Raw genomic sequence first — 21,912 nt, forward strand, 5'->3', positions numbered from 1 at the left:
TTTTTGCATGCAAAGACACCTTCCGTTTCTGGAATTATCTGGAAGAACTACAACCACCACCACACAGCACCGCATACCCCTGCATACCAATATTATTGTTTATTTTCATAAATATGACAAAAATTCCAACAATCGGGAAAAACAGCATTCTTCCTGCATGGAAACCGCTAATCTGCCTTCATCGCGCGCTGCAAAGCACGCGACCAGCCAGCCCGGTAAACGTGGAGGAACCAGTGGCCAGCCCCAACATTCCCGCCCGCATTCTTGTGCTGGGCATTGGCAACGTCCTTTGGGCGGATGAAGGTTTCGGCGTGCGCTGCGTCGAACATCTGGCCGCGAACTGGACCCTGCCTGATACTGTGCATCTGATGGATGGCGGCACGCAGGGGTTGTATCTGCTGCCCTTTCTGGAAGATGCCGACGCGCTGATCGTGTTTGACGCCGTGGATTACGGGCTGGAACCGGGCACCATGAAAGTGGTCGAGAATGGCGAAGTTCCCGCCTTCTTGGGCGCCAAGAAAATGAGCCTGCACCAGACCGGATTTCAGGATGTCATCGCCACAGCCCAACTGATGGGCTATTGCCCCGAACAGATGCTGCTGATCGGCGTGCAACCCGTGGAGCTGGAGGATTACGGCGGGGGCCTGCGCCCGCTGACGGCGGCACAGATCGACCCCGCCGTGCAAATCGCGCTGACCCGCTTGCGCGACTGGGGCGTTTATGTGCAACCGGGGCGCACCGCGACCGGCGATCTGGCCGACCCGTCGATTGCGCGCGATGCCTACGAATCCGGTCGCCCATCCGAGGATGCGGCCTGTCGCATTGGCGATGACCGTTTCTTTCCGGCCAGGGTGTAGCGCGCGATGTGTGTTGGAACCCCCATGCAGGTTGTGTCCCTCAACGGCATTGCCGCTGATTGCACCGATGGCACGCGCGCAGAAACGGTGGACCTGTCGCTGGTGGGCGATGTGCCCCCCGGCACATGGCTTCTGACGCATCTGGGCTGCGCACGAGAGGTGATTACAGAACACCAGGCGCGCCAGATCATGGCCGCGCTGGACGGTTTGCGCGCGCTGATGGCGGGGGGCGATCTGGGCACGGCCTTTGACGATCTGGAAAACCGCGCGCCCACACTTCCGCCCCATCTTCAGGCCGCGCTGGACGCTGGCCATTCCACTGCCTGACAGGAGGTTTCATGTCCCACCCGCTTTTGTCCCGTCTGACGCAGGATTTCGGCTGGCCGCTGCTGGACAGCCCCGATGCGCTGGCCGGCTATCTGTCGCGCGCGGGCCTGCATTGCCTGTTCATTCCCGGCGATGTGGCGCGCAATCTGGAAACACTGGATGCCGCAGTCATCCTGCCCGAACTGCAGCGCCATTTTCAGCGCCGGTTTGATTGTGCGCTGGTGGGCAACGCCCTTGAAGCGCCCCTGCGCGAAGCCACGCGGGTTCTGAAAACCCCGTCTTTCCTGTTTTACGACGGGGACCGCTTTCTTGGCGGAATCGCCAAGATCCGCGATTGGGACGACTACCTTGCCCGTATCCCGCAAATCCTGTCACAAACGCCCGCCCCTGCAGAAGGATAGGCCCATGCTAACCCCCTTTACCCTGCCGCCGGTCGGGTTCGGCCCCGGATCGCAATCGGGCGACGAAGCGCTGGAATATATCGCGCTGCCATCTGGCATGCGCACCTACACGCCCCATCTGCCCGAAGTGGACAACCCCGCATCAGTTGCGCCTGCGCTGGCCGTGCTGGCAGATGTGGCGCGCGCCTGCGATGTGGTGGCCCGCGACGGGGGGCGCGCGCAGATCGACCTGTCGCCGCTGGGCCGCGAAAGCCGCAAATTGCTGGCCGAAACCTTCGGTCATGGCGAAGTGTCAATGAAATTGCGCGGCGTGCCTGCGGTGGCCGTGCAGGAAAGCGTCTTCGCAGGGGTCTGGGTGTTGCAGGGCGCAGGGCTGGACCATGTGGAAATTGGCCCTGTGCCCGAACTGGCCGTCACCCGCGCCCACCACCCCCACCGCCCCGGCGCGATGGATGGCCCGCGCGCGCCGGGCGTGGTGAACGCGCCTGCGCTGCTGGCGGAACTGGCCGACAAATCGCGCAGCTATGTGACGGGCGCGCAGGTGCATGTTGTGAACCTGACACTTCTGCCCCATACGCCCGAAGATCTGGACCATATGGCAATGGCCCTTGGCGAAGGGGCGGTCACCATCCTGTCGCGCGGCTATGGCAATTGCCGCATCACCGCCGCCGCCCTGCCCCATGTCTGGCGGGTGCAGTTCTTCAATTCCACCGACACGCTTATTCTGGACACATGGGAAGTGGCCCAGATGCCCGAAGTTGCAGTTGCAGGCCCCGAAGATATTGCCGACAGCGCCGGGCGCATCCGCGATGTGTTGGGGGCCATCCGATGACCCAGCCGGGATTTGAGGGGTCCTATCTGGGGGCGGGGGCGAAAATTTCGGCGCAAGCGGTGCTGGAATGCAAAATATGCTGGCATGTCTATGACCCCGCCCTGGGCGATGAAACGCGCCAGATCACGCCGGGCACGCCCTTTACCGCGCTGCCCCATGACTGGACCTGCCCCGGATGCGGGGCCGCGCCTGAACAATTCATGGTTCTGCGCGACACAGGGCGCGCAGACGATGCCATGGCACAGGCCATCGCCCGGCTGGAGGCGGATTTTCGCGAAATCTATAATGGCAAGATGCGCGATGTGCCGCTGTGCAACCATTCCCTGCATGTGCAGGCCGTGGGGTTCCAGCCATGGCAGGGGCATTATCTGGGCGTGCTGGTCGCGCCGTGGTTCATGAATCTGGTGCTGCTGGCCGGACCGGATGACAATTGGACCGCCCTGATTGCCGGCACGAAGGAACTGACGGGCTTTCCCTCGGGCCAGTATGAATTCATCCATAACGCGCGCGAACAGGTGGGCGGATACAAGGCCTGTTCGCTGTTTTCACCCATGAATGACTTCAACAGCCAGATGCAGGCCGTGGATGTGGCGCGCGCGGTCATGGTGGGGCTGTTCGACCCGTCCGCGCTGGAACGGCTGGACGAGGGGTCACGCCCCATGGCCCCCGACGCACCGACAGCGGTGGCGCAGGCCCCCAAACTGCAACGCGCCAGACCGCTGGAACGGCGCGCGTTCATCACCGGGCAGGTTCAGGGATGAGCGCCGCGCTGGCCCTGACGCGCACGAACGGGCAATGGGTTCTGTGCCCGCCCGCACCGCCCGCGCTGGGCCAGTTGCTGGGGGGCATGACCGCACAGGCCGCCGTCAGCCTGCTGCCACGCCTGTTCAACCTGTGCGCCACAGCCCAGGGCATGGCCGCGCGGCTGTCGCTGGGGCTGCCACCGGCGGCAGATGCGCGCGCGGCGCTTGCGCGTGATGTGCTGCGCGACCATGTGCTGGCGCTGTTTGTCACGCTGCCGCAAGCGCTGGGCCAAGCCCCGCGCGCGTTGCCTGCGGGCTGGCAGATGGGGCGCATTGCGCCCGCATTGTGGGGCGGCGCGGAACCTGTGGATCTGGCCAGATGGCTGGACAGCGGCGCAGGGCTTGCGCCCCTTGCGCAGCATATCAGGCAGCTGTTTTCGGGTGGGCTGGGCCATGCCCCCGTGCTGCCCTTCGCCGATGCGGAAAACATTGACCGCGCGGGCGCGCTGGAAAACAGCCCCGCCGCGCGCCATGCCGCGCATCCGCTGATGCAACAGGCCGAAGCGGCGCAGGGCCGTGGCCCGTTATGGCGGGTGCTGGGCCGGATGCTGGACGCGGGTTGCGCCGCAAAGGGCACATTGCCCGCGCCCGCGCTGCGCGCCGATGGCATGGCGCTGGTCCCTGCCGCGCGCGGGGTCTATGGGCTGCGCCTGCTGGCGCGCAACGGCGTTATCACCGATGTGGCGCGCATCACCCCCACAGACCATATGCTGGCCATGGGCGGCAGTTTGCGCGCGGCCCTTGCCACCACCCCCGACCCTGCCCTTGCGCGCGTCATCGTCGCAGCGCATGATCCCTGCCTGCCGGTTCACTGGCTGGAGGGTGCAGATGCATGAAATGTCGCTGGCCGAAGGCATTCGCCAGATCATCGACGATCAGGCCCGCGCGCAGGGCTTCGCGCGTGTCGTGCGGCTGCGGCTGGAAATCGGGCGCTTTGCGGGGGTGGAAAAACCCGCACTGGAATTCGCGCTGGATGTGGTACTGCGCGGCAGTCCTGCGGAAGGGGCAGCGCTGCACATGCTGGACCTGCCCGGGCATGCGCTGTGCTATGATTGCGGCGAGAGCGTCGAGATCAACAACCGGCTGGACCCCTGCCCCCTGTGTGGCGGGGGGCGGCTGATGCCGCAGGGCGGCGATGAGATGAGAATCAAGGATATGGAGGTGATCTGATGTGCACAGTTTGCGGATGCCATGACGGCCCGACCATCGACGGCAAGGTGCAGGCGCATGGCCATGACCACAGCCACAGCCATGACCACGGGCACGGGCACAGCCATGACCACGGGCACAGCCATGACCACGGGCACGGGCATCACCATAGTCATGATCACGGTCACAGTCATGACCACCACCATTACGGCACCGGCGCGGCGGGTGTGTCGGTTCCGGGCCTGTCCCAGACGCGCCTTATCGAAATCGAAACCGGCATTCTGTCGAAAAACGACGCCTATGCCACGGCCAACCGGCGCGTTCTGACCGCGCTGGGGTGCTTTGCCGTCAACTTGGTATCCTCGCCCGGGTCGGGCAAGACCACGCTTTTATGCAAGACGATCGAAGCGTTGGGCACCCTGCCCCTTGCCGTGATCGAAGGCGACCAGCAAACCAGCAATGACGCGCTGCGCATCCGCGCCACAGGCGCGCGCGCTGTGCAGGTCAATACGGGCAAGGGCTGCCATCTGGACGGGCATATGGTGGGCCATGCCATGGATGAGCTGCGCCTTGCGCGCGAAAGCCTGCTGTTTATCGAAAACGTGGGCAATCTGGTCTGCCCCGCGGCCTTCGATCTGGGCGAGGATGCGAAGGTCGCCATCCTGTCGGTCACCGAAGGCGAAGACAAGCCGCTGAAATACCCCGACATGTTCACGGCAGCAAAGCTGGCCATCCTGAACAAGATCGATCTTGCGCCCTATTGCGATGCTGATCTGGACGCCTATGAAGCCAACCTGAAGCGCGTCAATCCCGACATCACGATCCTGCGCCTTTCGGCGCGCACGGGCGAAGGCATGAACGCATGGCTGGACTGGTTGCGCGCGGGGCTGGCTGCGAAAGCGCGGCCATGACACGCACGGCGCGCCCTTCTGTTCTGGTGGTCGATGACGAGCCGCATTCGCTGGCGTCCATGCGGATGGCGCTGGAAGATGAGTTTGACGTTCTGACAGCCACAAGCGCCGATCAGGCAATGGCGCTGTTGCAAGACGAATGGGTGCAGGTCATCTTTTGCGACCAGCGCATGCCGGGGCGCAGTGGCGTGCAATTGCTGGCCTGTGTGCGCGAACGCTGGCCGGAAATCGTGCGGATCATCATCACCGGATACACGGACCCCGCCGACATGACCGAGGCGATAAATGCCGCAGGCATCTATCAATTTCTGACCAAGCCATGGCACCCCGAACACCTGCTGATGGCCGCGCGCAATGCGGCCGCGCTGTTTTCAATGACGCGCGAACATGAACGCCTGTCGCTGGAAATGCGGCATCTGGGGTCGACCACGCAAACCAAGCTGGAAAAGCGCCGCCGCGACCTGCGCGAGCGTCAGGGGTTTGACGCCATCCTGCGCAGCCCGCATTCCAGCATGAACGCCGTCATTGAGGCCGCGCGCCAATATGCCAGTTTCGATGTGCCCGTTTTGATCAGCGGCGAAGCAGGCACCGGCAAGCAGGATCTGGCGCGCGCGATGCATCATGCCAGCCTGCGCGCCGACAAACCCTTCTATGCGCTGAATTGCGCGGGGCTGCCCGATGATTTGCTGGAACTGGAACTGTTTGGTGCGCGGCGCGGGGCCGTGGCGGGGCTGGCCGGCAACCGCATCGGGCTGATGCAAAAGGCAGATCGCGGCACGCTGTATCTGGGGGGTGTCGAAACCCTTGGGCCGCGGCTGCAAATGGCGCTGCTGCGGGTGCTGCGCGAAGGCAGCTTCCAGCCCCTTGGCGCCCATGAAGGCGTGCGCAGCAATCTGCGGCTGATCTGCGGGGTGACGGGCGATTTGCGCGCGCTGATGGCCGAGGGGGTTTTGCGCACCGATCTGGGCTATGCGATTTCGGCAGGGGAACTCACCCTGCCGCCCTTGCGCGGGCGGCGCGGGGATGTGGCGCTGCTGGCGCAGGCCGCGCTGTTTGACGCCGCCGCCACCCATGGAAAGCTGGTGCGCGGGTTTGATGATGTGGCGCTGCAGTTTCTGGAAAACTATGACTGGCCCGGCAACCTGCGCGAATTGGACAACGAAATCACCCGCATGCTGGTATTCGCGCAAGATCCGGTTCTGGGCGCGGACCTGATTTCGCGCCACATCCTGCAAGCCTGCCCTGCTCAGGACGGCGCGGACCGCGCGCTTGACCCCATTCTGACACGCGAAGGGCCGCTGAAGGACCGCGTGGAACTGGTGGAAATGCGCATCCTGCGCGAAACCCTGACGCGACACCGCTGGAACAAAAGCCGCGCCGCCGCCGAACTGGGCCTGAGCCGCGTGGGACTGCGCGCCAAGATCGACCGCTACGGCATACCTGACACCAGCGGCCAGACCACCATGGAAGAGGAGGACTGAACATGTGTCTGGGCATTCCCGGCCAGATTACCGCCATCACCGACCCCGCCCGCCTTATGGCACTGGCCGAGGTGTCGGGCGTGCGGCGCGAAGTATCGCTTGCCCCGGTGGCCGACCGGCCCCTGGGGGAACTGGTGGGGCAATGGGCGCTGATCCATGTGGGCTTTGCCATGGCCATCATCGACGAGGATGAGGCCGCGCGCACCCTGGCCGCGCTGCGCGATCTGGGCGAGGCACAGGAGGCACTGGAGGCCATGGCACTGGGCGCAAGCGCGCTGGAGGGGACGCAATGAAACATGTCACCGAATTCCGCGACCCCGCGCTGGCCAAATCGCTGCTGGCCGAAATTGCCCGGCTGACCCGCCAGATTGGCGCAACCCGCGCGCGCCCTGTGCATATCATGGAAATCTGCGGTGGACACACGCATGCGATTTTCCGTTTCGGGTTGAACATGCTGGTCGATGAGGGGGTTGAGTTCATCCATGGTCCGGGCTGCCCGGTATGCGTGCTGCCCATGGCGCGGGTGGATGAATGTATCGAGATTGCCGAACGCGCGGGCGTTATTTTCACCACCTTCGGTGATGCGATGCGCGTGCCCGGAACGCGCGGGTCCCTGCTGCAGGCCAAGGCGCGCGGGGCAGATATCCGCATGGTTTACAGCCCGCTGGACGCGCTGGAAATTGCGCGGCGCAACCCTGAGCATCAGGTGGTGTTTTTCGGGCTGGGGTTTGAAACCACCACCCCCGCCACGGCCTTTGCCATTCAGACTGCAAGCCGCGAAGGGCTGGAAAATTTCAGCGTGTTTTGCAATCATATTACAGTTCCCGAACCCATCCGCGCCTTGCTCAATGACCCGCATATGCAGCTGGACGGGTTTATCGGGCCGGGGCATGTCAGTATGGTGATTGGCACGCATGCCTATGATTTCATCGCGCGCGACTTTGGCAAACCCATCGTTGTGGCAGGGTTTGAACCGCTGGATCTGTTGCAATCCGTGGCCATGGTGCTGCGCCAGATCGCCGGGCGCCGCGCCGAGGTGGAAAACCAGTATGCCCGCATCGTGCCCGAACATGGCAACCCCGCCTCTATTGCGGCGATGGCCGATGTCTATGCCCGCCGCCCCAGTTTCGAATGGCGCGGTCTGGGCGAGATTGACGCCAGCGGTCTGCGTATCCGCGACCATTATGCGCGCTTTGATGCGGAAGTCCGGTTTGGCGTGGGCTATGGCGCAGCGCGCCGCCCTGTTCCCGAACCCGAAGGCTGCGCCTGCGGCGCGGTCATGACGGGCCGGATAAAACCCACCGCCTGCCCCCAATACGGGCGAGGCTGCACGCCCGACATGCCATTGGGCGCGCTGATGGTCAGCTCCGAAGGGGCCTGTGCGGCCTATTGGCAATATGGCGGTATGCGCGGCCGCGATGCCACGCCCGCCCAAAGCGTTTCATGAGTATTTTTTGCAAGATGAAAAGGCGGATGTAGTGCTGCGCGATACACATATTACAATGGCCCATGGCAGCGGCGGGCGGTCCATGCGCGATCTGATCGAGGCGGTCTTCGTGCCGGCGTTCCAGCCCGAGAGCATGGAAGATCAGGCACGGCTGATGGACAGCGCCTTGCAAGAGGCCGGCGCGCGGCTGGCATTTACCACCGACGGGTTTGTGGTGTCCCCGCTGGAATTTCCGGGCGGCGATATTGGCAAACTGGCCGTGTGCGGGACAATCAACGATCTGGCAGTGGGCGGGGCGCGGCCCTTATGGCTGTCGGCGGGGTTCATCATTGAAGAAGGCACCGAGATTGCGCTGTTGCGCCGCATCGTGGCCAGCATGGCCCAGGAAGCGCAGGCCGCAGGTGTGCGCATTGTGACCGGCGACACCAAGGTTGTGGAGCGCGGCGCGGCGGACGGGGTGTTCATCACGACAGCGGGCATTGGCGTCATTGCGCCAGGGCTGAATCTGGGGGCGCGCCATATTCGCGCGGGCGATGCGATCATCGTGAACGGCCCGTTGGGCGATCATGGGGCGGTGATCATGGCCGCGCGGGGCGAGATGGCGCTGGAAACCGAACTTCTGTCCGATTGCGCCGCGCTGCACCCTGTCATGGCCAGCGCGTTGCAGGCTGCGCCGGATTTGCGCGCGGCGCGCGATTGCACGCGCGGCGGGCTGGCCACGGCGCTGAATGAACTGGCCGATGGTGCGGGACTGGGCATGGTGCTGGACGAGGCCGCCTTGCCCTTGCGCGACGAAGTGCGCGGCTTGTGCGAAATTCTGGGGCTGGACCCGCTGTATCTGGCCAATGAAGGGCGGTTGGTGCTGTTTGTGCCTGCCGCGCGGGCGCAGGCGGTGCTGCAGGCCTTGCGGGCGGTGCCGCAGGGCGCGGGGGCTGCGTGCATTGGCACGGTTGTGGCCGATCACCCCGGACAGGTGCGCATGAAAACCGCCTTTGGCGGGTTTCGCATTGTTGATATGCTGGTGGGGGACCAGTTGCCGCGCATCTGCTAGGTTTCGGCCCCTGTGTGACCTTCGGGTGCGCCGTGATCCAGATATTGCGCAAGGCAGGCATCCACCCCTTGGGTGTAGATCAGGGCCAGCCAGTCACAAAACGCAGTCGCAAATTGCGGGTGCTGCGCCAGATCGCCATAATACTGGCGCTGTTCCAGCCAAAGGTGCGGGGTCTCGCGCGCGGCCAGCGCCACAGGCTGCAGCGCCGCCCAATTGGGGTCATTGGGGGCGATGACACTGCCATCTTCGCGGGTGCCTGCGCAGTAGCGCGCCCAGAAGGCGGAGACCAGCGCAAGCCCTGAAACGGGGGTGCCACGCGCCAGCCCGTCGCGAATGGAGGGCACAACAAACCCCGGCTGCCGGCTGGACCCGTCAAAGGCCACGCGGCGCGTGGTATCGGCAATTTCGGGGTTGACAAAGCGCCGTTCAATCAGCGTCAGATAGTCCAAGGCCGAAATTTCGGGCACAGGGGCGACATGGGGCGCGATTTCACCCTGCACCACCCGGTGCAGCAACGCGCGAATGCCATCATGGGCCATGGTCTGGGCAATAGTGGTCAGGCCCAGCAATTCCCCGACACCTGAAATGACCTGGTGCCCGCCATTCAGAATGCGGATTTTCATTGCCTCGTAATCATGGACATCCTTCACGAATGTGGCGCCCGCGCGGTCCCAGTCGGGGCGGCCTGCGCAGAAATCATCCTCGATCACCCATTGGCGGAAGTTTTCATGCGTGACAGGCGCGGCGTCCGCGATGCCAAACCCGTGGGCCAGCGCAATTTCGCGCGCGCCGGTGGCGGGAACGATGCAATCGACCATGGAATTGGGGAAACTGCACTGCGCCGCAATCCAGTCTGCCAGATCAGGGTCGGACAGGCGCGCAAGGGACACCACGCTTTGGCGCAATACAGCGCCGTTGCCTTGCAAGTTGTCGCAACACAGCCCCGTAAACGGCCCCGTCCCCTGCGCGCGCCGCAGCCGCAGCGCGGCGACCATGGCCCCGAAGGCCGTGCGCGGGGTGGCCGGGTGTGCCGCGTCATGGGCAATGTCAGGATGTGCGGCGTCAAACCCGCCGCTGGCAGGGTCAATGAAATACCCCCCTTCGGTGACTGTCAGCGCCACAATGCGGATGGCAGGGTCTGCCATTTGCGCAATCAGCGCGGCATTGTCAGGTTGCACGGGTAGAAAACCGATCATCGCACCGGTCACTTCGGCGGATTTGCCCGAGGGGTCCAGTTCGATCAGCGTGCTCAGGCAATCCTGCGCCAGAAGCTTGTCGCGCATGGCCCCGTCACCCGCGCGCACGCCTGCGCCAATGATGGCCCAGTCATGGTTCACGCCCTGATCGAACAGCCGGTGCAGATACCATGCCTGATGCGCACGGTGAAAATTGCCCAAGCCTATATGCACGATCCCCGCCGACAGGTCCGCGCGCGCATAGCGCGGCACGCGCACCCCCGCAGGCAGGCGGTCCAGCGTGGCCAGCGTCAGGGGTGTCAGCTCATCCATTGGCCACCATCCACATTATAGGTTTGGGCGACGATGTAATCGGCATCGCTTGAGGCCAGAAACACGGCCATGCCTGTCAGGTCATCGGGAACGCCCATGCGCCCGAACGGCACGGCTGCGCCCACTTCGCGCTTTTTCTGGCCCGGTGCCTTGTTTTCATATTTGGCGAAGAACGCATCCACACCGTCCCAGTGTTCGCCATCCACAACACCCGGCGCAATGGCGTTGACGTTGATGCCGTGGCTGATCAGGTTCAGCCCCGCTGATTGCGTCAGGCTGATAATCGCGGCCTTGGTCGCGCAATAGACGCCCACCAGCGCTTCGCCCCGCCTGCCGGCCTGGCTGGCCATGTTGATGATCTTGCCGCCCTGCCCGCGTTCGATCATGTGGCGCGCCACTGCCTGCAGCGTGAACAGCGTGCCCGCCACGTTGATGTCAAAACAGCGCGCGTAATCGTCGCGTGTGATGTCCACAATCGGGGCGGCGGTGAAAATGGCGGCGTTGTTGATCAGAATGTCAATCTGGCCAAGCTGCGCAACTGTCGTATCAACTGCCGCATCAATGCTGGCCTGCTGCGTGACATCCATTTCCACGGCCAATGCCCCGTCCCCCAGACGCGCGACCTCCAGCTGTGCGCGGTCCATGTCGATATCGCCAATCGCCACACGCGCGCCTTCGCGGATATAGGCCTGCGCAAATGCCAGCCCGATGCCGCGCGCGGCGCCCGTGATCAACGCGGTTTTTCCTGCAAGTCTGGTCATGCGATACGAAGCCCCTGTTCGTCAAAGCGGTGGACGACATCAGCGCGCGGTGTCATGTGAATGCGGTCACCATGGCGAAAGCCCACTTCGCCGCCTGCGCGCACTGTGATTGTGTCGGCCAGTCCGGTGCCATGGACGTGAAAGAACGTGTCCGACCCCAGATGTTCGGACACGGCCACCACACCGGACCAGTCCCCGTCTGTGGCCGAAACGGCAATATGTTCGGGCCGCACGCCAATTGTATGGGCGTCGTGTTTCGCGGCCTCTGGCCCGGAAATCAGGTTCATCTTGGGCGAGCCGATGAAGCCTGCCACAAACAGGTTGCGCGGCGCATGATACAGGTCCAGCGGGCTGCCCACCTGTTCGATATGGCCCGCACGCAAGACCACGATCTTGTCGGCCATGGTCATGGCTTCCACCTGATCATGGGTGACATAAATCATGGTCGTTTCCAGCCGCTTGTGCAGTTCGGAAATTTCCAGCCGCATGCCCACGCGCAGCGCCGCATCAAGGTTCGACAGCGGTTCGTCAAACAGGAACGCGGCCGGTTCGCGCACAATGGCGCGGCCAATGGCCACGCGCTGGCGCTGCCCGCCCGACAATTGCCCGGGGCGGCGGTCCAGATAATCCGTCAGGTTCAGCACGGCCGCCGCCTGGTTCACGCGGCGGTCCTGTTCGGCCTTGTCCATGCCCGACATGCGCAACGGAAAGGCGATATTCTTGCGCACCGACATATGCGGATAAAGCGCGTAGGACTGAAACACCATGGCCAGCCCGCGTTTGGCGGGGGAAATGGTGGTGGCGTCCTGCCCGTCAATGCGGATAACGCCTGAGGTCACATCCTCCAGCCCCGCAATCAGGCGCAGCAGCGTGGATTTACCACAGCCCGACGGGCCGACAAACACCGCGAATTCGCCATCTTCAATTGTCAGGTCCAGCGGCGGAATGACCGTGACATCGCCGAAGCTTTTGGTCACCTGTTCAAGAACGATACGTCCCATCTTATGTATCCTTATTTCACTGCGCCAAAGGTCAGGCCGCGGACAAGTTGCTTCTGGCTGAACCAGCCAAGGATCAGGATCGGCGCAATGGCCATCGTCGATGCCGCAGACAGTTTGGCGTAAAACAACCCTTCGGGGCTGGAATAGCTGGCAATGAAGGCGGTCAGGGGGGCTGCCTTGGCGGCGGTCAGGTTCAGGGTCCAGAATGCCTCGTTCCAGGCCAGAATGACATTCAACAACACTGTGGACGCGATGCCCGGAATGGCCATAGGGGTCAGCACATACAGGATTTCTTCGCGCAAACCCGCACCGTCCATACGCGCGGCTTCCAGAATTTCGCCGGGGATTTCCTTGAAATAGGTATACAGCATCCACACCATGATCGGCAGGTTGATGAACATCAGAACAATGGTCAGGCCGATGCGCGTGTCCAGCAGGCCAAACTTGATGAAAATCAGATAGATCGGATACAGCACCCCCACAGCAGGCAACATCTTGGTGGACAGCATCCACAGCAGAATGTCCTTGGTGCGCTTTGACGGCACAAAGGCCATGGACCACGCGGCGGGAATGGCAATCAGCAACCCCAGAAACGTGGACCCGCCTGCAATGATGATCGAATTCCACAGGAAGCGGCTGTAATCCGACCGGGCCTGCACAACCCGGTAATTGTCCAGCGTCCAGTCAAAGAAGAACCACACAGGCGGGTCGGCAATGGCGGTGGCTTCGGTCTTGAAACTGGTCAGAATGGTCCACAGGATGGGAAAGAAGATCAGCAGACCGACCATCCATGCGACAGTGGTGTTGATAAGCTTGCGTTGGGGTGTGACGGCGCGGGCCATGGTTTCCTCCTCACCTGTCCAGATTTTTGCCAACGATGCGCATCAAAAACAGCGCCAGGATATTGGCCAGAATGATTGCATAGACCCCGCCCGCAGACCCCAGCCCCACATTCTGGCTTTCCAGCACACGCTGGAAAATCAGATAAGTCAGGGTGCGGGTGCCAAACGCGCCTTGGGTGGTGACGAAAATTTCAGCGAACACAGCCAGCAGGAAAATGGTCTGGATCAGCACCACAATCGTGATCGCGCGCGCCAGATGCGGCAAGGTGATGTGGAAAAACCGTGACAGTGGCGGTGCGCCATCCATTTCGGCGGCTTCCAGTTGTTCGCTGTCCAGTGACTGGATGGCCGTCAGCAAGATCAGCGTGGCAAAGGGCAGCCATTGCCAGGACACAATCAGAATAATCGACGGCATGGACGCTTCCGACAGCCACGACACCGGCGTGGCCCCGAAAAACCGCCACAAATGCGCAAACAACCCGTTCACAGGGTCCATGAACATGTTTTTCCACACCAGCGCGGACACTGTGGGCATGACGAAAAACGGCGCGATGACCAGAATGCGGACAATCCCCTGCCCCCACATGGGCTGATCCAGCAAAATGGCCAGCACCACGCCCAGCACAACTGTAATCAGCAGCACGCCCCCCACAATGATCAAGGTGGACTGGACCGCAGGCCAGAAGGCGCTGGAACTTACAAAGCGGACATAGTTTTCAAACCCCACCCAGCCCAGATCGCCGCCGCGCATGGGCAGATAGCGCTTGAAGGAAAAGATCACCGTCATTGTCAGCGGCACCAGCATCCAGCCCAGAAGCAGGATAACTGCGGGGGCCAGCATCAGGCGCGCGGCGGTTCTGGAAGCCTTGGTTGCCATGGTCATATCTCCGCCATGGGCGGCAAGGGGCCGCCGTGGGAATGGTCAGGTCAGGGAAGAACAAACCGAAGGGTGGCGCGTATGCCGCCCTTCGGCCTTGAGGAGGAAGGTTTAGTAGCCTGCCGCTTCCATGGCGTCGGTGGTCAGGGCCTGTGCCCGTTCCAGCGCCGCGTCGACCGATTGCTGGCCTGCCAGGGCATTGGCGAATTCCTGTCCGACTTCGGTTGCGAAACCGGCAAATTCGGGAATGGCCACGAACTGCACACCCGTATAGGGGACCGGATCAACCGTGGGTTGGGTCGGGTCTGCCGAATTGATGGATCGCAGCGTCATTTCCGCGAAACTGGCCGCTTCCAGATACTCCGCATTTTCATACAGCGATGTGCGCGTTCCCGGCGGCACATTGGCCCAGCCTTCGTTTTCGGCCACAAGGGCAGTGTAGTCCTTGCTGGTCGCCCATGCGATGAACGCTTTTGCCGCATCGGTCTGTTGGGACCCTGCAGGAACGGCCAGCGACCATGCCCACAACCAGTTGCCCCGCTTGCCCAGACCGTTATCGGGGGCCAGTGCGAAACCCACCTGATCGGCCACAGTGGAATCGTTGGGGTTGGTCACGAAACTGGCGGCAACGGTGGCGTCAATCCACATGCCGCAGCGGCCTTGCTGGAACAGCGACAGGTTTTCGTTGAACCCGTTATTTGCCGCACCTGGGGGGCCATAATTGCCCATCAGGTCCATGTAGAAATTCAGCGTGTTCGCCCATTCTTCGCTGTCGAACTGGGCGTTCCAGTCCTCATCAAACCAGCGCGCGCCAAAGCTGTTGCCCATGGCCGACAAGAAGGCCATATTCTCGCCCCAGCCGGCCTTTCCACGCAGACAAATCCCGTAAACATCGCCATCCGTCATGGCAGCGGCCGCTTCGCGGATGAACTCCCATGTGGGGGCTTCGGGCATTTCCAGACCGGCAGCTTCCATCAGATCAGTGCGATACATCACCATGGAGCTTTCGCCATAAAACGGCGCGGCATACAACGCTCCATCCACTGTCAGGCCATCGCGGATAGCAGGCAGCAAATCATCAGCGTCCCATTCGGCAGGCAGGTCGTCAAGCGACACCAGCCAGCCATTCGCGCCCCAGATGGGCACTTCATAGGTGCCGATGGTCATGACATCGAACTGCCCGCCCCGGGTGGCAATGTCCTGTGTCACGCGCTGGCGCAGCACGTTTTCTTCCAGCGTGACCCATTCAAGGGTGATGTCGGGGTATTGCGCATTAAAATCGGCGGTCAGGCCCTGCATGCGGATCATGTCGCCATTATTAACCGTGGCAATGGTGACAGTGCCGGACAACTGCTGTGCATGCCCTGCTGTCGCCGCAGCGATAGCCAGCGCACTCGCGATACCGAGTGACGTTCTGAAAGACATCCCTTCTCCTCCCTTGGTTGATTGGATGATGTGGCGCAGGGTAAGTCGAATCGTAGCGCGCAGTCAATATAAAATTTACGCGCGTAAATTTATGCAGAGGCCCGCATAACCAGCCGCCCTTCAAACAAGGTTTCAGAACGTGTCTGGCCGGACCGCCCCCCGCCTTCGATCAGGTCGAACAGAATTCTGGTGCTGCGGTTGGACACGGCTTCATAATCCTGTGCCACAGTGGTCAGCGGCGGGCAGGTAAAGCGTGAAAACGGGTGGTCATCAATTCCGGCCACGCGCAGCGCGCAATCAGCGCCATGCCCCACCCGCAAGCCGCGTTCATAGCAGGCCGTCAAGAAGCCGATGGCCAGCCGGTCATTGCTGCACAGGACAGTGTTCGTTGTCAGTTTGCCCGTGTCGATGACCTTCAGCGCGCCTTCATAGCCGACCTTCTCAAACGCCCACCCCTCCCCTTCGACGCGCAAAACATTGGGGGTGTGCCCCAGCCGTTCCATCACGGCAATATAACCGTTGCGGCGCTTGTTGGCATTGGGGTTCACGGGCTGCATTTCGAAAAAGCACGGCGGTTCGCCCGTGCGGCACAGATATTGCACAATCTGGTCCACAAATTGCGCGTTATCAGACCCCACAAACGCCTCGCCCACACCTTCGATATAGCTGTCAAACAGCACCGTAGGCACATCGCGGCAGAATTTTTCAATCTTGGCCCTGTCAGACCGCCGCCCCAGCGGTGCCAGCAACACCCCCGCCGGTTTCAGTGACCGCAGACTGTCCAGAATGTCATTCTCCAGCGTCTGATCGCCATGCGCACTGAACAAGATGGGCCAAAACCCTGAATCGATGCAGCGCCGTTCAATGCAGCGCGCGATTTCGGCAAAGAACGGGTCCGCCAGATAGGGCACGACAATTCCGATATTCTTGGTCAGTTTGCGGTTCTGGTTGACCGCAAAAATATTCGGCCGGTAATCATGCTGCGCAAGCGCCTGTTCGATACGCTCGCGCGTGGATCTGCGCACGCTTTCGGGGTCGTTGAAATACTTGGACACAGTCGGGCGTGAAATGCCGGTAAGACGGGCGAATTCTTCCATGTTTTTAATTTTGCTCATGGGTGTGTCACGCCTTCGTTCCCTGCTGAAGTGGCCGCGCCCCAAGGAGTGGCGCAAGACCTGACCAAAAGAAAAGTTTTACACGCGCAAAGCACGAAACTTGACAATACGCGCATGTGTCAAGATTGGTCAACACATGACATGCCCCTGCCCGCAGTGCAGGCTGTCACGCAAACCGGCCCATAGCCAGCACCTGCCCCAGAAGCGGATTCGGAAAGCGGCGTTTGCGGGTGACAGCCAGAAAATATTCGCGCAGCCCCTCCAGTTGCGCCGCTTCGCGCAAACTGCCCGCCGCCAGTTCATCGGCCACCACGATGGGCGGAATGACTGCAAGCCCCGCGTTTTCGCGCGCCAGCAGGCGCAGCATGGCCATGTCATCGGCTTCGGCGGCAATGGCAGGCACAACCCCCAGACGCGCGGCCAGCGCATCAAACCCCGCACGCAAGGCGGTGTCGGGGGTGGGCAGGATCAGCGGTTCATTAGCCAGCAAGTCCTGTATGGGCCGCGCCCGCAGACCAACGCGCGCAGGCGTTCCAATCAGGCTGACGGGCTGTTGGGCCAGCGAATTGACCAGCCACGGGCTGTTGGCATCCTGCGCGGGGGGGGCATTGGTCAGAACCACATCCAGCGCCAGCGTTTCCAGCCCACGCAGAAGTTCCGCCTGCGAGCCAGACCGCACAATCACCTCCACATCGCTGCGCCCGATCAGGGGGCGCAGAAACTGCATCTGGAAGTTGCGCGACAAGGTGGCAAGCGCCCCCACACGCAGCGCGCGCCGCGCTGTGCCGGTCTGGCGCAAGGTGGCGGTCAGGTCATCTGCGGTGCGGAAAATCGCCTCGGCATGGTCCAGCGCGATCTGGCCCGCTTCTGTTAGGTGCAGCCCGCGCCCGCGCCGTTCAAACAGGTCATGGCCCAGCGACGCTTCCAGCGCGCGTATCTGTGTGGACAGCGCCGATTGCGACAGGTTCAGCACGCGCGCGGCCCCCGTCAGCGTGCCATCCGTTGCCACCGCGCGGAACAAACGCAGGTGATGCAGGTTAAGTGCAGCCATTCTTTCACCAAATAGAACGATCTGCGCTAAAATATGTAATTTTATAGAAGCAACGCAAGCGGTATCTGGCCGGTATCACTTATGGAACAGGATTTCGCTGATGATGACATTTCTGCCCCTGCCGGTTTTTGCCCCTGTTTTGTTGCTGGCCGTCGCCGCATTGGCGGCGCGCGTGCCGGGCCGACGCCCCCGCAAATTGCCTGTCCTTGCCGAAGCGGCGGCCTTTGGCGCCGTGGTGCTGGCCCTTGGCGGGGTGGCGCAATTGCTGGCAGGCGGGCCGGTTCGCATGGGCCCTGATGGTGGCTTGTTCGCCCTGCAGCTGGATGCCATCAGCGCGACCATGTGCCTGTTGGTGGCATTCGTGGGCTGGGTCGTCACGCGCTATTCGCGCAGCTATCTGGACGGCGAAGCGCGCGAAGGCAGCTTTCACGGGTTGATGCTGGCCACATTGGCGGCGGTTCTGGTGCTGGTGCAATCGGGCAGTTTGCTGGTTCTGGTGCTGGCCTCGGTGGCGGTGGGGCAAGGGTTGCGGCATTTGCTGCTGTTCTATCCCGACCGCCCCGAGGCCCGGCGCGCGGCGGCGAAGTTTTCGCTGTGCTGGGGGGCGGGTGATGCGGCGCTTCTGCTGGCTGCGGGGCTGCTATGGGCCGCGTTCGGCACGACGGAATTTGCCGCGCTGGCCATGCAGGCGGGCAGCGGCGCCCCCTTGCCGATGGCGGCGGGGGTCGCAACGGGCCTGCTGGTGCTGGCAGCGGCGGTCAAGACAGCGGCATTTCCGCTGCATGGCTGGCTGACCGAGGTGATGGAAGCGCCCACCCCCGTTTCCGCCCTGCTGCATGCGGGCATCATCAACGCGGGCGGGTTCATGCTGATCCGCATGGCCGATGTGCTGCAGGCCAGCCCGTCCGCCATGGCGGCGCTGGTCATGTTGGGCGGGTTCACGGCGCTGTTCGGGGCAGTGGTCATGCTGACGCAAAGCGCTGTCAAGACGGGGCTGGCATGGTCCACCGTGTCGCAAATGGGGTTCTTGCTGCTGCAATGCGGGCTGGGCCTGTGGGCGCTGGCCTTGCTGCATATCGTGGCGCATTCCCTGTATAAGGCGCATGCGTTTCTGGCATCGGGCGGGGCGGTGGCGCAGGTGGCCCAAATCCGCAAACCCGGCCCGGTGGCCGTGCCGGGCGGCGGGGCGGTGCTGCGGGCCTTCGGTCTGGCGCTGTTGCTATATGCGGGGGTAGCCACGGGGTTTGCCGTGCTTTGGGGGGCAAAATCGCCGCAGGCGCTGGCGCTTGGCGCGATCCTCATCTTCGGCGTGGCCTATCTTATTGCGCAGGGTCTGGCCGATACAGCGCCCAGGGCGCTCAGCCTGCGCACCATTTCCGCCGCCTGTGGCGCAGCCATCGCTTATTTCTGGTTCCACCTTGCCGCTGGCGCTGTCTGGGGCGCGCATCTGCCCGCGCCGCCGGTTGCTGGCCCGCTGGAATGGGCCTTGATCACGCTTGCCATCCTGACCTTCGGGGTGGTGGCAGTGGCGCAGGCGCTGTTCCCCATCTGGGCGCATCATCCTGCGGCAGCGGGATTGCGGGTGCATCTGGCCAATGGCCTGTATCTGAATGCAGTGCTTGACCGGATGATCGGCGGGTTGCAGCTGACGCGGCAGCAATAATTTTTCAACATTTGACCTAAGGATACCCATCAGATGTTCGTAAAACATGCAGAAATCAAACCTGACCGCATTGCCGCCCTGTTGGGCGCGGCCGAAGCGGCAGCGCGGGCCATTCCGCCGGCCTTTCCGCTGGATGCCACAGTGGCGGTCAACCCGTTCATGGGACAGGCCCATATGGACCTTGCCACCACACAGGCCAGACTGGCCCGCGTGGCGGGGGTGCGGCTGACGCAAACACGCGCTGACTATGCGGCGCAGATTGCCGATGGCACCATCAGCGATGCAGACCTGCAGGCGGCATTGCTGGCCTGTGACAGCGCGGAGAAGCCTGCCGATCTGGCGGGTCTGAAGGCAGATCTGGCCGCCCCGGCCCCCGCAGCGCCCCGCGCCCTGCCCACACTGGCCCATCACGCGGCGCAAGCCAGCGGCACCGACTGGCCCGCGATCATCGCGCGGACCTTCGGGCTATGGGCGGCGGGGCATTTCGAACGCGGCCAGGCCCTGTGGACCCCCGCACCGGGCAAGGATGCCTTCACTGCGTGGCGCGACTGGGCGAGCCATGACCTGACGCCCGAAATTTCGGGGTTGGCGGGGTTTTGCGCCCATGTTGCGGCTGCACCCGACACGGCGGAACGCGCGATCCTGCGCGCCTGCGATGCGCTGGCCATCCCGGAAGGGGGGGCGGAAACCCTGTTTCACCGCCTGTTGATGGATCTGGGCGGCTGGTCGCAACATGCGCGCTGGCTGTTGTGGCGCGCGGAACTGGCGGGCGGCACCGACAGCACATTGACCGACCTTCTGGCCATTCGCCTGATCTGGGAAGAAGCGCTGCTGGCCCATGCGCCCGACCTGGCAACTGCATGGATGGTCACCTGCGCGGACCATGCCACCCCCGTGGCCGCGCAATCCGGCCATATCGTGGATGCAATCCTGCAAGAGGCCGCTGAACGCGCCTATCAGCGCAAACTGGCACAGGCACTGACCGGCCCCAAACCCCAGACGGGGCGCGCGGCACTGCAGGCGGCGTTTTGCATCGACGTGCGGTCCGAAGTCTTCCGGCGGCAGCTTGAAAGCGTGAATAACGGCATAGAAACATTTGGATTTGCGGGCTTTTTTGGTCTGCCCCTGGCGCATAAACCCCATGGCACCGATGATATGCAGGCGCATTTGCCTGTGTTGCTGACCCCGTCCATCACGTCTTGCAGCCATGCAGACGCCGCGCACGAAGACAGCGCGCGCATTGGCGCGCGTGCGGTGCGTGCATGGGGCCGGTTTCGTCAGGCGGCGGTGTCATCCTTCGCATTTGTGGAAGCGGCGGGGCCGGTCTATGGCTGGAAACTGGTGAAATCCGCGCTGGCCCGCGCGGCGCACGCGCCCGCACACGGTCCCGCGCCACGTTTTGAAACCCCGCTGGACCCGGGCGAAAAGGCACGCATCGGCGCAACCATCCTGCGCGCCACGAGCCTGCAATCAGACCATGCGCGGCTGGTGCTGCTGCTGGGGCATGGCGCGCAACTGACCAACAACCCCCATTCCAGCGCCTATCAATGCGGGGCCTGCGGCGGACAATCGGGCGAAGTGTCGGCGCGCCTGCTTGCGCAATTGCTCAATGACCCTGAAACGCGCGCAGGGCTGCCTGCGCAGGGACTCACACTGCCCGATGACACGCTGTTTCTGGCGGGCGTGCATGACACGACCACCGACAACGTGGCGCTGTTCCCTGACAGCCCCGCGCCAGACCACCAGAACGACATCGCGCAGGCCCGGGACTGGCTGGCGCAGGCGACAGCTTTGGCGCGGGCAGAACGCGCCCCCCGCCTGCCCCGCGCGACAGCCGCAAACATGACCGCGCGCGCCGCCGATTGGGCCGAAACGCGCCCGGAATGGGGCCTTGCGGGGTGTGCGGCGTTTATCGCCGCGCCGCGCAACGTGACGGCGGGCACTGATCTGGGCGGGCGGGCCTTCCTGCACAGCTATGACTGGACCGCAGATCAGGGGTTTTCCACGCTGGAGCTGATTCTGACGGCACCCGTCGTGGTGGCAAGCTGGATCAGCCTGCAATATTACGCGTCCAGTGTGGCACCAGACGCGTTCGGGGGCGGCAACAAGCTGATCCATAACGTGGTGGGCGGAATCGGGGTTGTGCAGGGCAATGGCGGCATTCTGCGCCCGGGCCTGCCATGGCAGGCCGTCCATGACGGGCAGGCCCTGATTCACACGCCCTTGCGGTTGTCAGTGCTCATCGAGGCGCCCAAAGACGCGATTTCCGATGTGTTGGTGCGCCATGACAGCCTGCGTGCGTTGTTTGACAATGGCTGGCTGCACCTGTTTGCACTGGAAAACGGGCGCGTGCAGGCCCGCTACCGGCCCGGATTGCACTGGCAGGGGGCAAACACACCGGCCTGACCCA

At 63.2% G+C, this 21,912-nt stretch carries 23 protein-coding genes; 15 read left to right on the forward strand and 8 right to left on the reverse strand.

All coding sequences use genetic code 11. The annotated features are described in order from the left end of the window. The 13 genes from ACTZWY_RS10980 to hypE form a co-directional block, all read left to right on the forward strand. The coding region (locus ACTZWY_RS10980) for a hypothetical protein (protein ID WP_444790752.1) at positions 1-301 on the forward strand (301 nt) is incomplete at its 5' end. Next, positions 234-857 (forward strand): HyaD/HybD family hydrogenase maturation endopeptidase, encoded by a 624-nt coding sequence (locus ACTZWY_RS10985; protein WP_444790753.1) that lies wholly within the window; start codon positions 234-236, stop codon positions 855-857. The genes ACTZWY_RS10980 and ACTZWY_RS10985, both read left to right, overlap by 68 nt. A 6-nt stretch (positions 858-863) precedes the next feature. Beyond that, positions 864-1,184, forward strand: coding sequence for a HypC/HybG/HupF family hydrogenase formation chaperone (locus ACTZWY_RS10990; protein ID WP_444790754.1), 321 nt, complete (start codon positions 864-866; stop codon positions 1,182-1,184). Positions 1,185-1,195: 11 nt separating this feature from the next. Beyond that, positions 1,196-1,585, forward strand: a complete 390-nt coding sequence (locus tag ACTZWY_RS10995; RefSeq protein WP_444790755.1) for a hydrogenase accessory protein — start codon at positions 1,196-1,198, stop codon at positions 1,583-1,585. Between the two features lie 4 nt (positions 1,586-1,589). Continuing rightward, on the forward strand, positions 1,590-2,417 hold the full coding sequence (locus ACTZWY_RS11000; RefSeq protein WP_444790756.1) for a hydrogenase expression/formation protein: 828 nt from the start codon (positions 1,590-1,592) through the stop codon (positions 2,415-2,417). Further along, entirely contained in the window at positions 2,414-3,178 is a 765-nt protein-coding gene (gene hybE / locus ACTZWY_RS11005; RefSeq protein WP_444790757.1) for a [NiFe]-hydrogenase assembly chaperone HybE, read from the forward strand. The genes ACTZWY_RS11000 and hybE overlap by 4 nt, the downstream gene beginning before the upstream one ends. Beyond that, entirely contained in the window at positions 3,175-4,056 is an 882-nt protein-coding gene (locus tag ACTZWY_RS11010) for a hydrogenase expression/formation protein HupK (RefSeq protein WP_444790758.1), read from the forward strand. Before hybE ends, ACTZWY_RS11010 begins: the two co-directional genes overlap by 4 nt. Continuing rightward, complete coding sequence (gene hypA / locus ACTZWY_RS11015) at positions 4,049-4,390, forward strand: hydrogenase maturation nickel metallochaperone HypA (protein WP_444790759.1); 342 nt, start codon at positions 4,049-4,051, stop codon at positions 4,388-4,390. The genes ACTZWY_RS11010 and hypA overlap by 8 nt, the downstream gene beginning before the upstream one ends. Continuing rightward, positions 4,390-5,280, forward strand: a complete 891-nt coding sequence (gene hypB / locus ACTZWY_RS11020; protein WP_444790760.1) for a hydrogenase nickel incorporation protein HypB — start codon at positions 4,390-4,392, stop codon at positions 5,278-5,280. The genes hypA and hypB overlap by 1 nt, the downstream gene beginning before the upstream one ends. After that, positions 5,277-6,761 (forward strand): sigma-54-dependent transcriptional regulator, encoded by a 1,485-nt coding sequence (locus tag ACTZWY_RS11025; protein ID WP_444790828.1) that lies wholly within the window; start codon positions 5,277-5,279, stop codon positions 6,759-6,761. Before hypB ends, ACTZWY_RS11025 begins: the two co-directional genes overlap by 4 nt. A 2-nt stretch (positions 6,762-6,763) precedes the next feature. After that, positions 6,764-7,054, forward strand: a complete 291-nt coding sequence (locus ACTZWY_RS11030) for a HypC/HybG/HupF family hydrogenase formation chaperone (protein WP_444790761.1) — start codon at positions 6,764-6,766, stop codon at positions 7,052-7,054. Further along, entirely contained in the window at positions 7,051-8,208 is a 1,158-nt protein-coding gene (hypD, locus tag ACTZWY_RS11035; RefSeq protein WP_444790762.1) for a hydrogenase formation protein HypD, read from the forward strand. Before ACTZWY_RS11030 ends, hypD begins: the two co-directional genes overlap by 4 nt. A gap of 55 nt (positions 8,209-8,263) precedes the next feature. Next, positions 8,264-9,259 (forward strand): hydrogenase expression/formation protein HypE, encoded by a 996-nt coding sequence (gene hypE / locus ACTZWY_RS11040; RefSeq protein WP_444790829.1) that lies wholly within the window; start codon positions 8,264-8,266, stop codon positions 9,257-9,259. Here the strand turns inward: hypE and ACTZWY_RS11045 are convergent. From ACTZWY_RS11045 to ACTZWY_RS11080, 8 genes are all read right to left on the reverse strand, one after another. After that, positions 9,256-10,767 (reverse strand): mannitol dehydrogenase family protein, encoded by a 1,512-nt coding sequence (locus tag ACTZWY_RS11045; RefSeq protein WP_444790763.1) that lies wholly within the window; start codon positions 10,765-10,767, stop codon positions 9,256-9,258. The two genes, hypE and ACTZWY_RS11045, sit on opposite strands and share 4 nt — an antisense overlap. Continuing rightward, entirely contained in the window at positions 10,755-11,528 is a 774-nt protein-coding gene (locus tag ACTZWY_RS11050; RefSeq protein ID WP_444790764.1) for an L-iditol 2-dehydrogenase, read from the reverse strand. The genes ACTZWY_RS11045 and ACTZWY_RS11050 overlap by 13 nt, the downstream gene beginning before the upstream one ends. Further along, positions 11,525-12,529 (reverse strand): ABC transporter ATP-binding protein, encoded by a 1,005-nt coding sequence (locus ACTZWY_RS11055; RefSeq protein ID WP_444790765.1) that lies wholly within the window; start codon positions 12,527-12,529, stop codon positions 11,525-11,527. The genes ACTZWY_RS11050 and ACTZWY_RS11055 overlap by 4 nt, the downstream gene beginning before the upstream one ends. Before the next feature lie 11 nt (positions 12,530-12,540). After that, positions 12,541-13,371: a carbohydrate ABC transporter permease gene (locus ACTZWY_RS11060; RefSeq protein ID WP_444790766.1), complete on the reverse strand. Its 831-nt coding sequence runs from the start codon at positions 13,369-13,371 to the stop codon at positions 12,541-12,543. 10 nt (positions 13,372-13,381) lie between these two features. Then, a complete protein-coding gene (locus ACTZWY_RS11065; protein ID WP_444790767.1) occupies positions 13,382-14,248 on the reverse strand; it encodes a carbohydrate ABC transporter permease in 867 nt (288 codons plus the stop codon). Positions 14,249-14,359: 111 nt separating this feature from the next. Continuing rightward, on the reverse strand, positions 14,360-15,673 hold the full coding sequence (locus tag ACTZWY_RS11070) for an ABC transporter substrate-binding protein (protein WP_444790768.1): 1,314 nt from the start codon (positions 15,671-15,673) through the stop codon (positions 14,360-14,362). Between the two features lie 89 nt (positions 15,674-15,762). After that, positions 15,763-16,788, reverse strand: a complete 1,026-nt coding sequence (locus tag ACTZWY_RS11075) for a LacI family DNA-binding transcriptional regulator (protein ID WP_444790769.1) — start codon at positions 16,786-16,788, stop codon at positions 15,763-15,765. Between the two features lie 166 nt (positions 16,789-16,954). Further along, entirely contained in the window at positions 16,955-17,839 is an 885-nt protein-coding gene (locus ACTZWY_RS11080) for a LysR family transcriptional regulator (protein WP_444790770.1), read from the reverse strand. 103 nt (positions 17,840-17,942) lie between these two features. Between ACTZWY_RS11080 and ACTZWY_RS11085 the strand changes: the two genes are divergently transcribed. Beyond that, complete coding sequence (locus tag ACTZWY_RS11085) at positions 17,943-19,502, forward strand: proton-conducting transporter transmembrane domain-containing protein (RefSeq protein ID WP_444790830.1); 1,560 nt, start codon at positions 17,943-17,945, stop codon at positions 19,500-19,502. A 33-nt stretch (positions 19,503-19,535) separates the two neighbouring features. After that, positions 19,536-21,908 (forward strand): YbcC family protein, encoded by a 2,373-nt coding sequence (locus tag ACTZWY_RS11090; RefSeq protein ID WP_444790771.1) that lies wholly within the window; start codon positions 19,536-19,538, stop codon positions 21,906-21,908. Positions 21,909-21,912: the final 4 nt, after the last annotated feature.

It is taken from the genome of Roseinatronobacter sp. NSM (genome assembly GCF_052379845.1).
Classification (GTDB): domain Bacteria; phylum Pseudomonadota; class Alphaproteobacteria; order Rhodobacterales; family Rhodobacteraceae; genus Roseinatronobacter.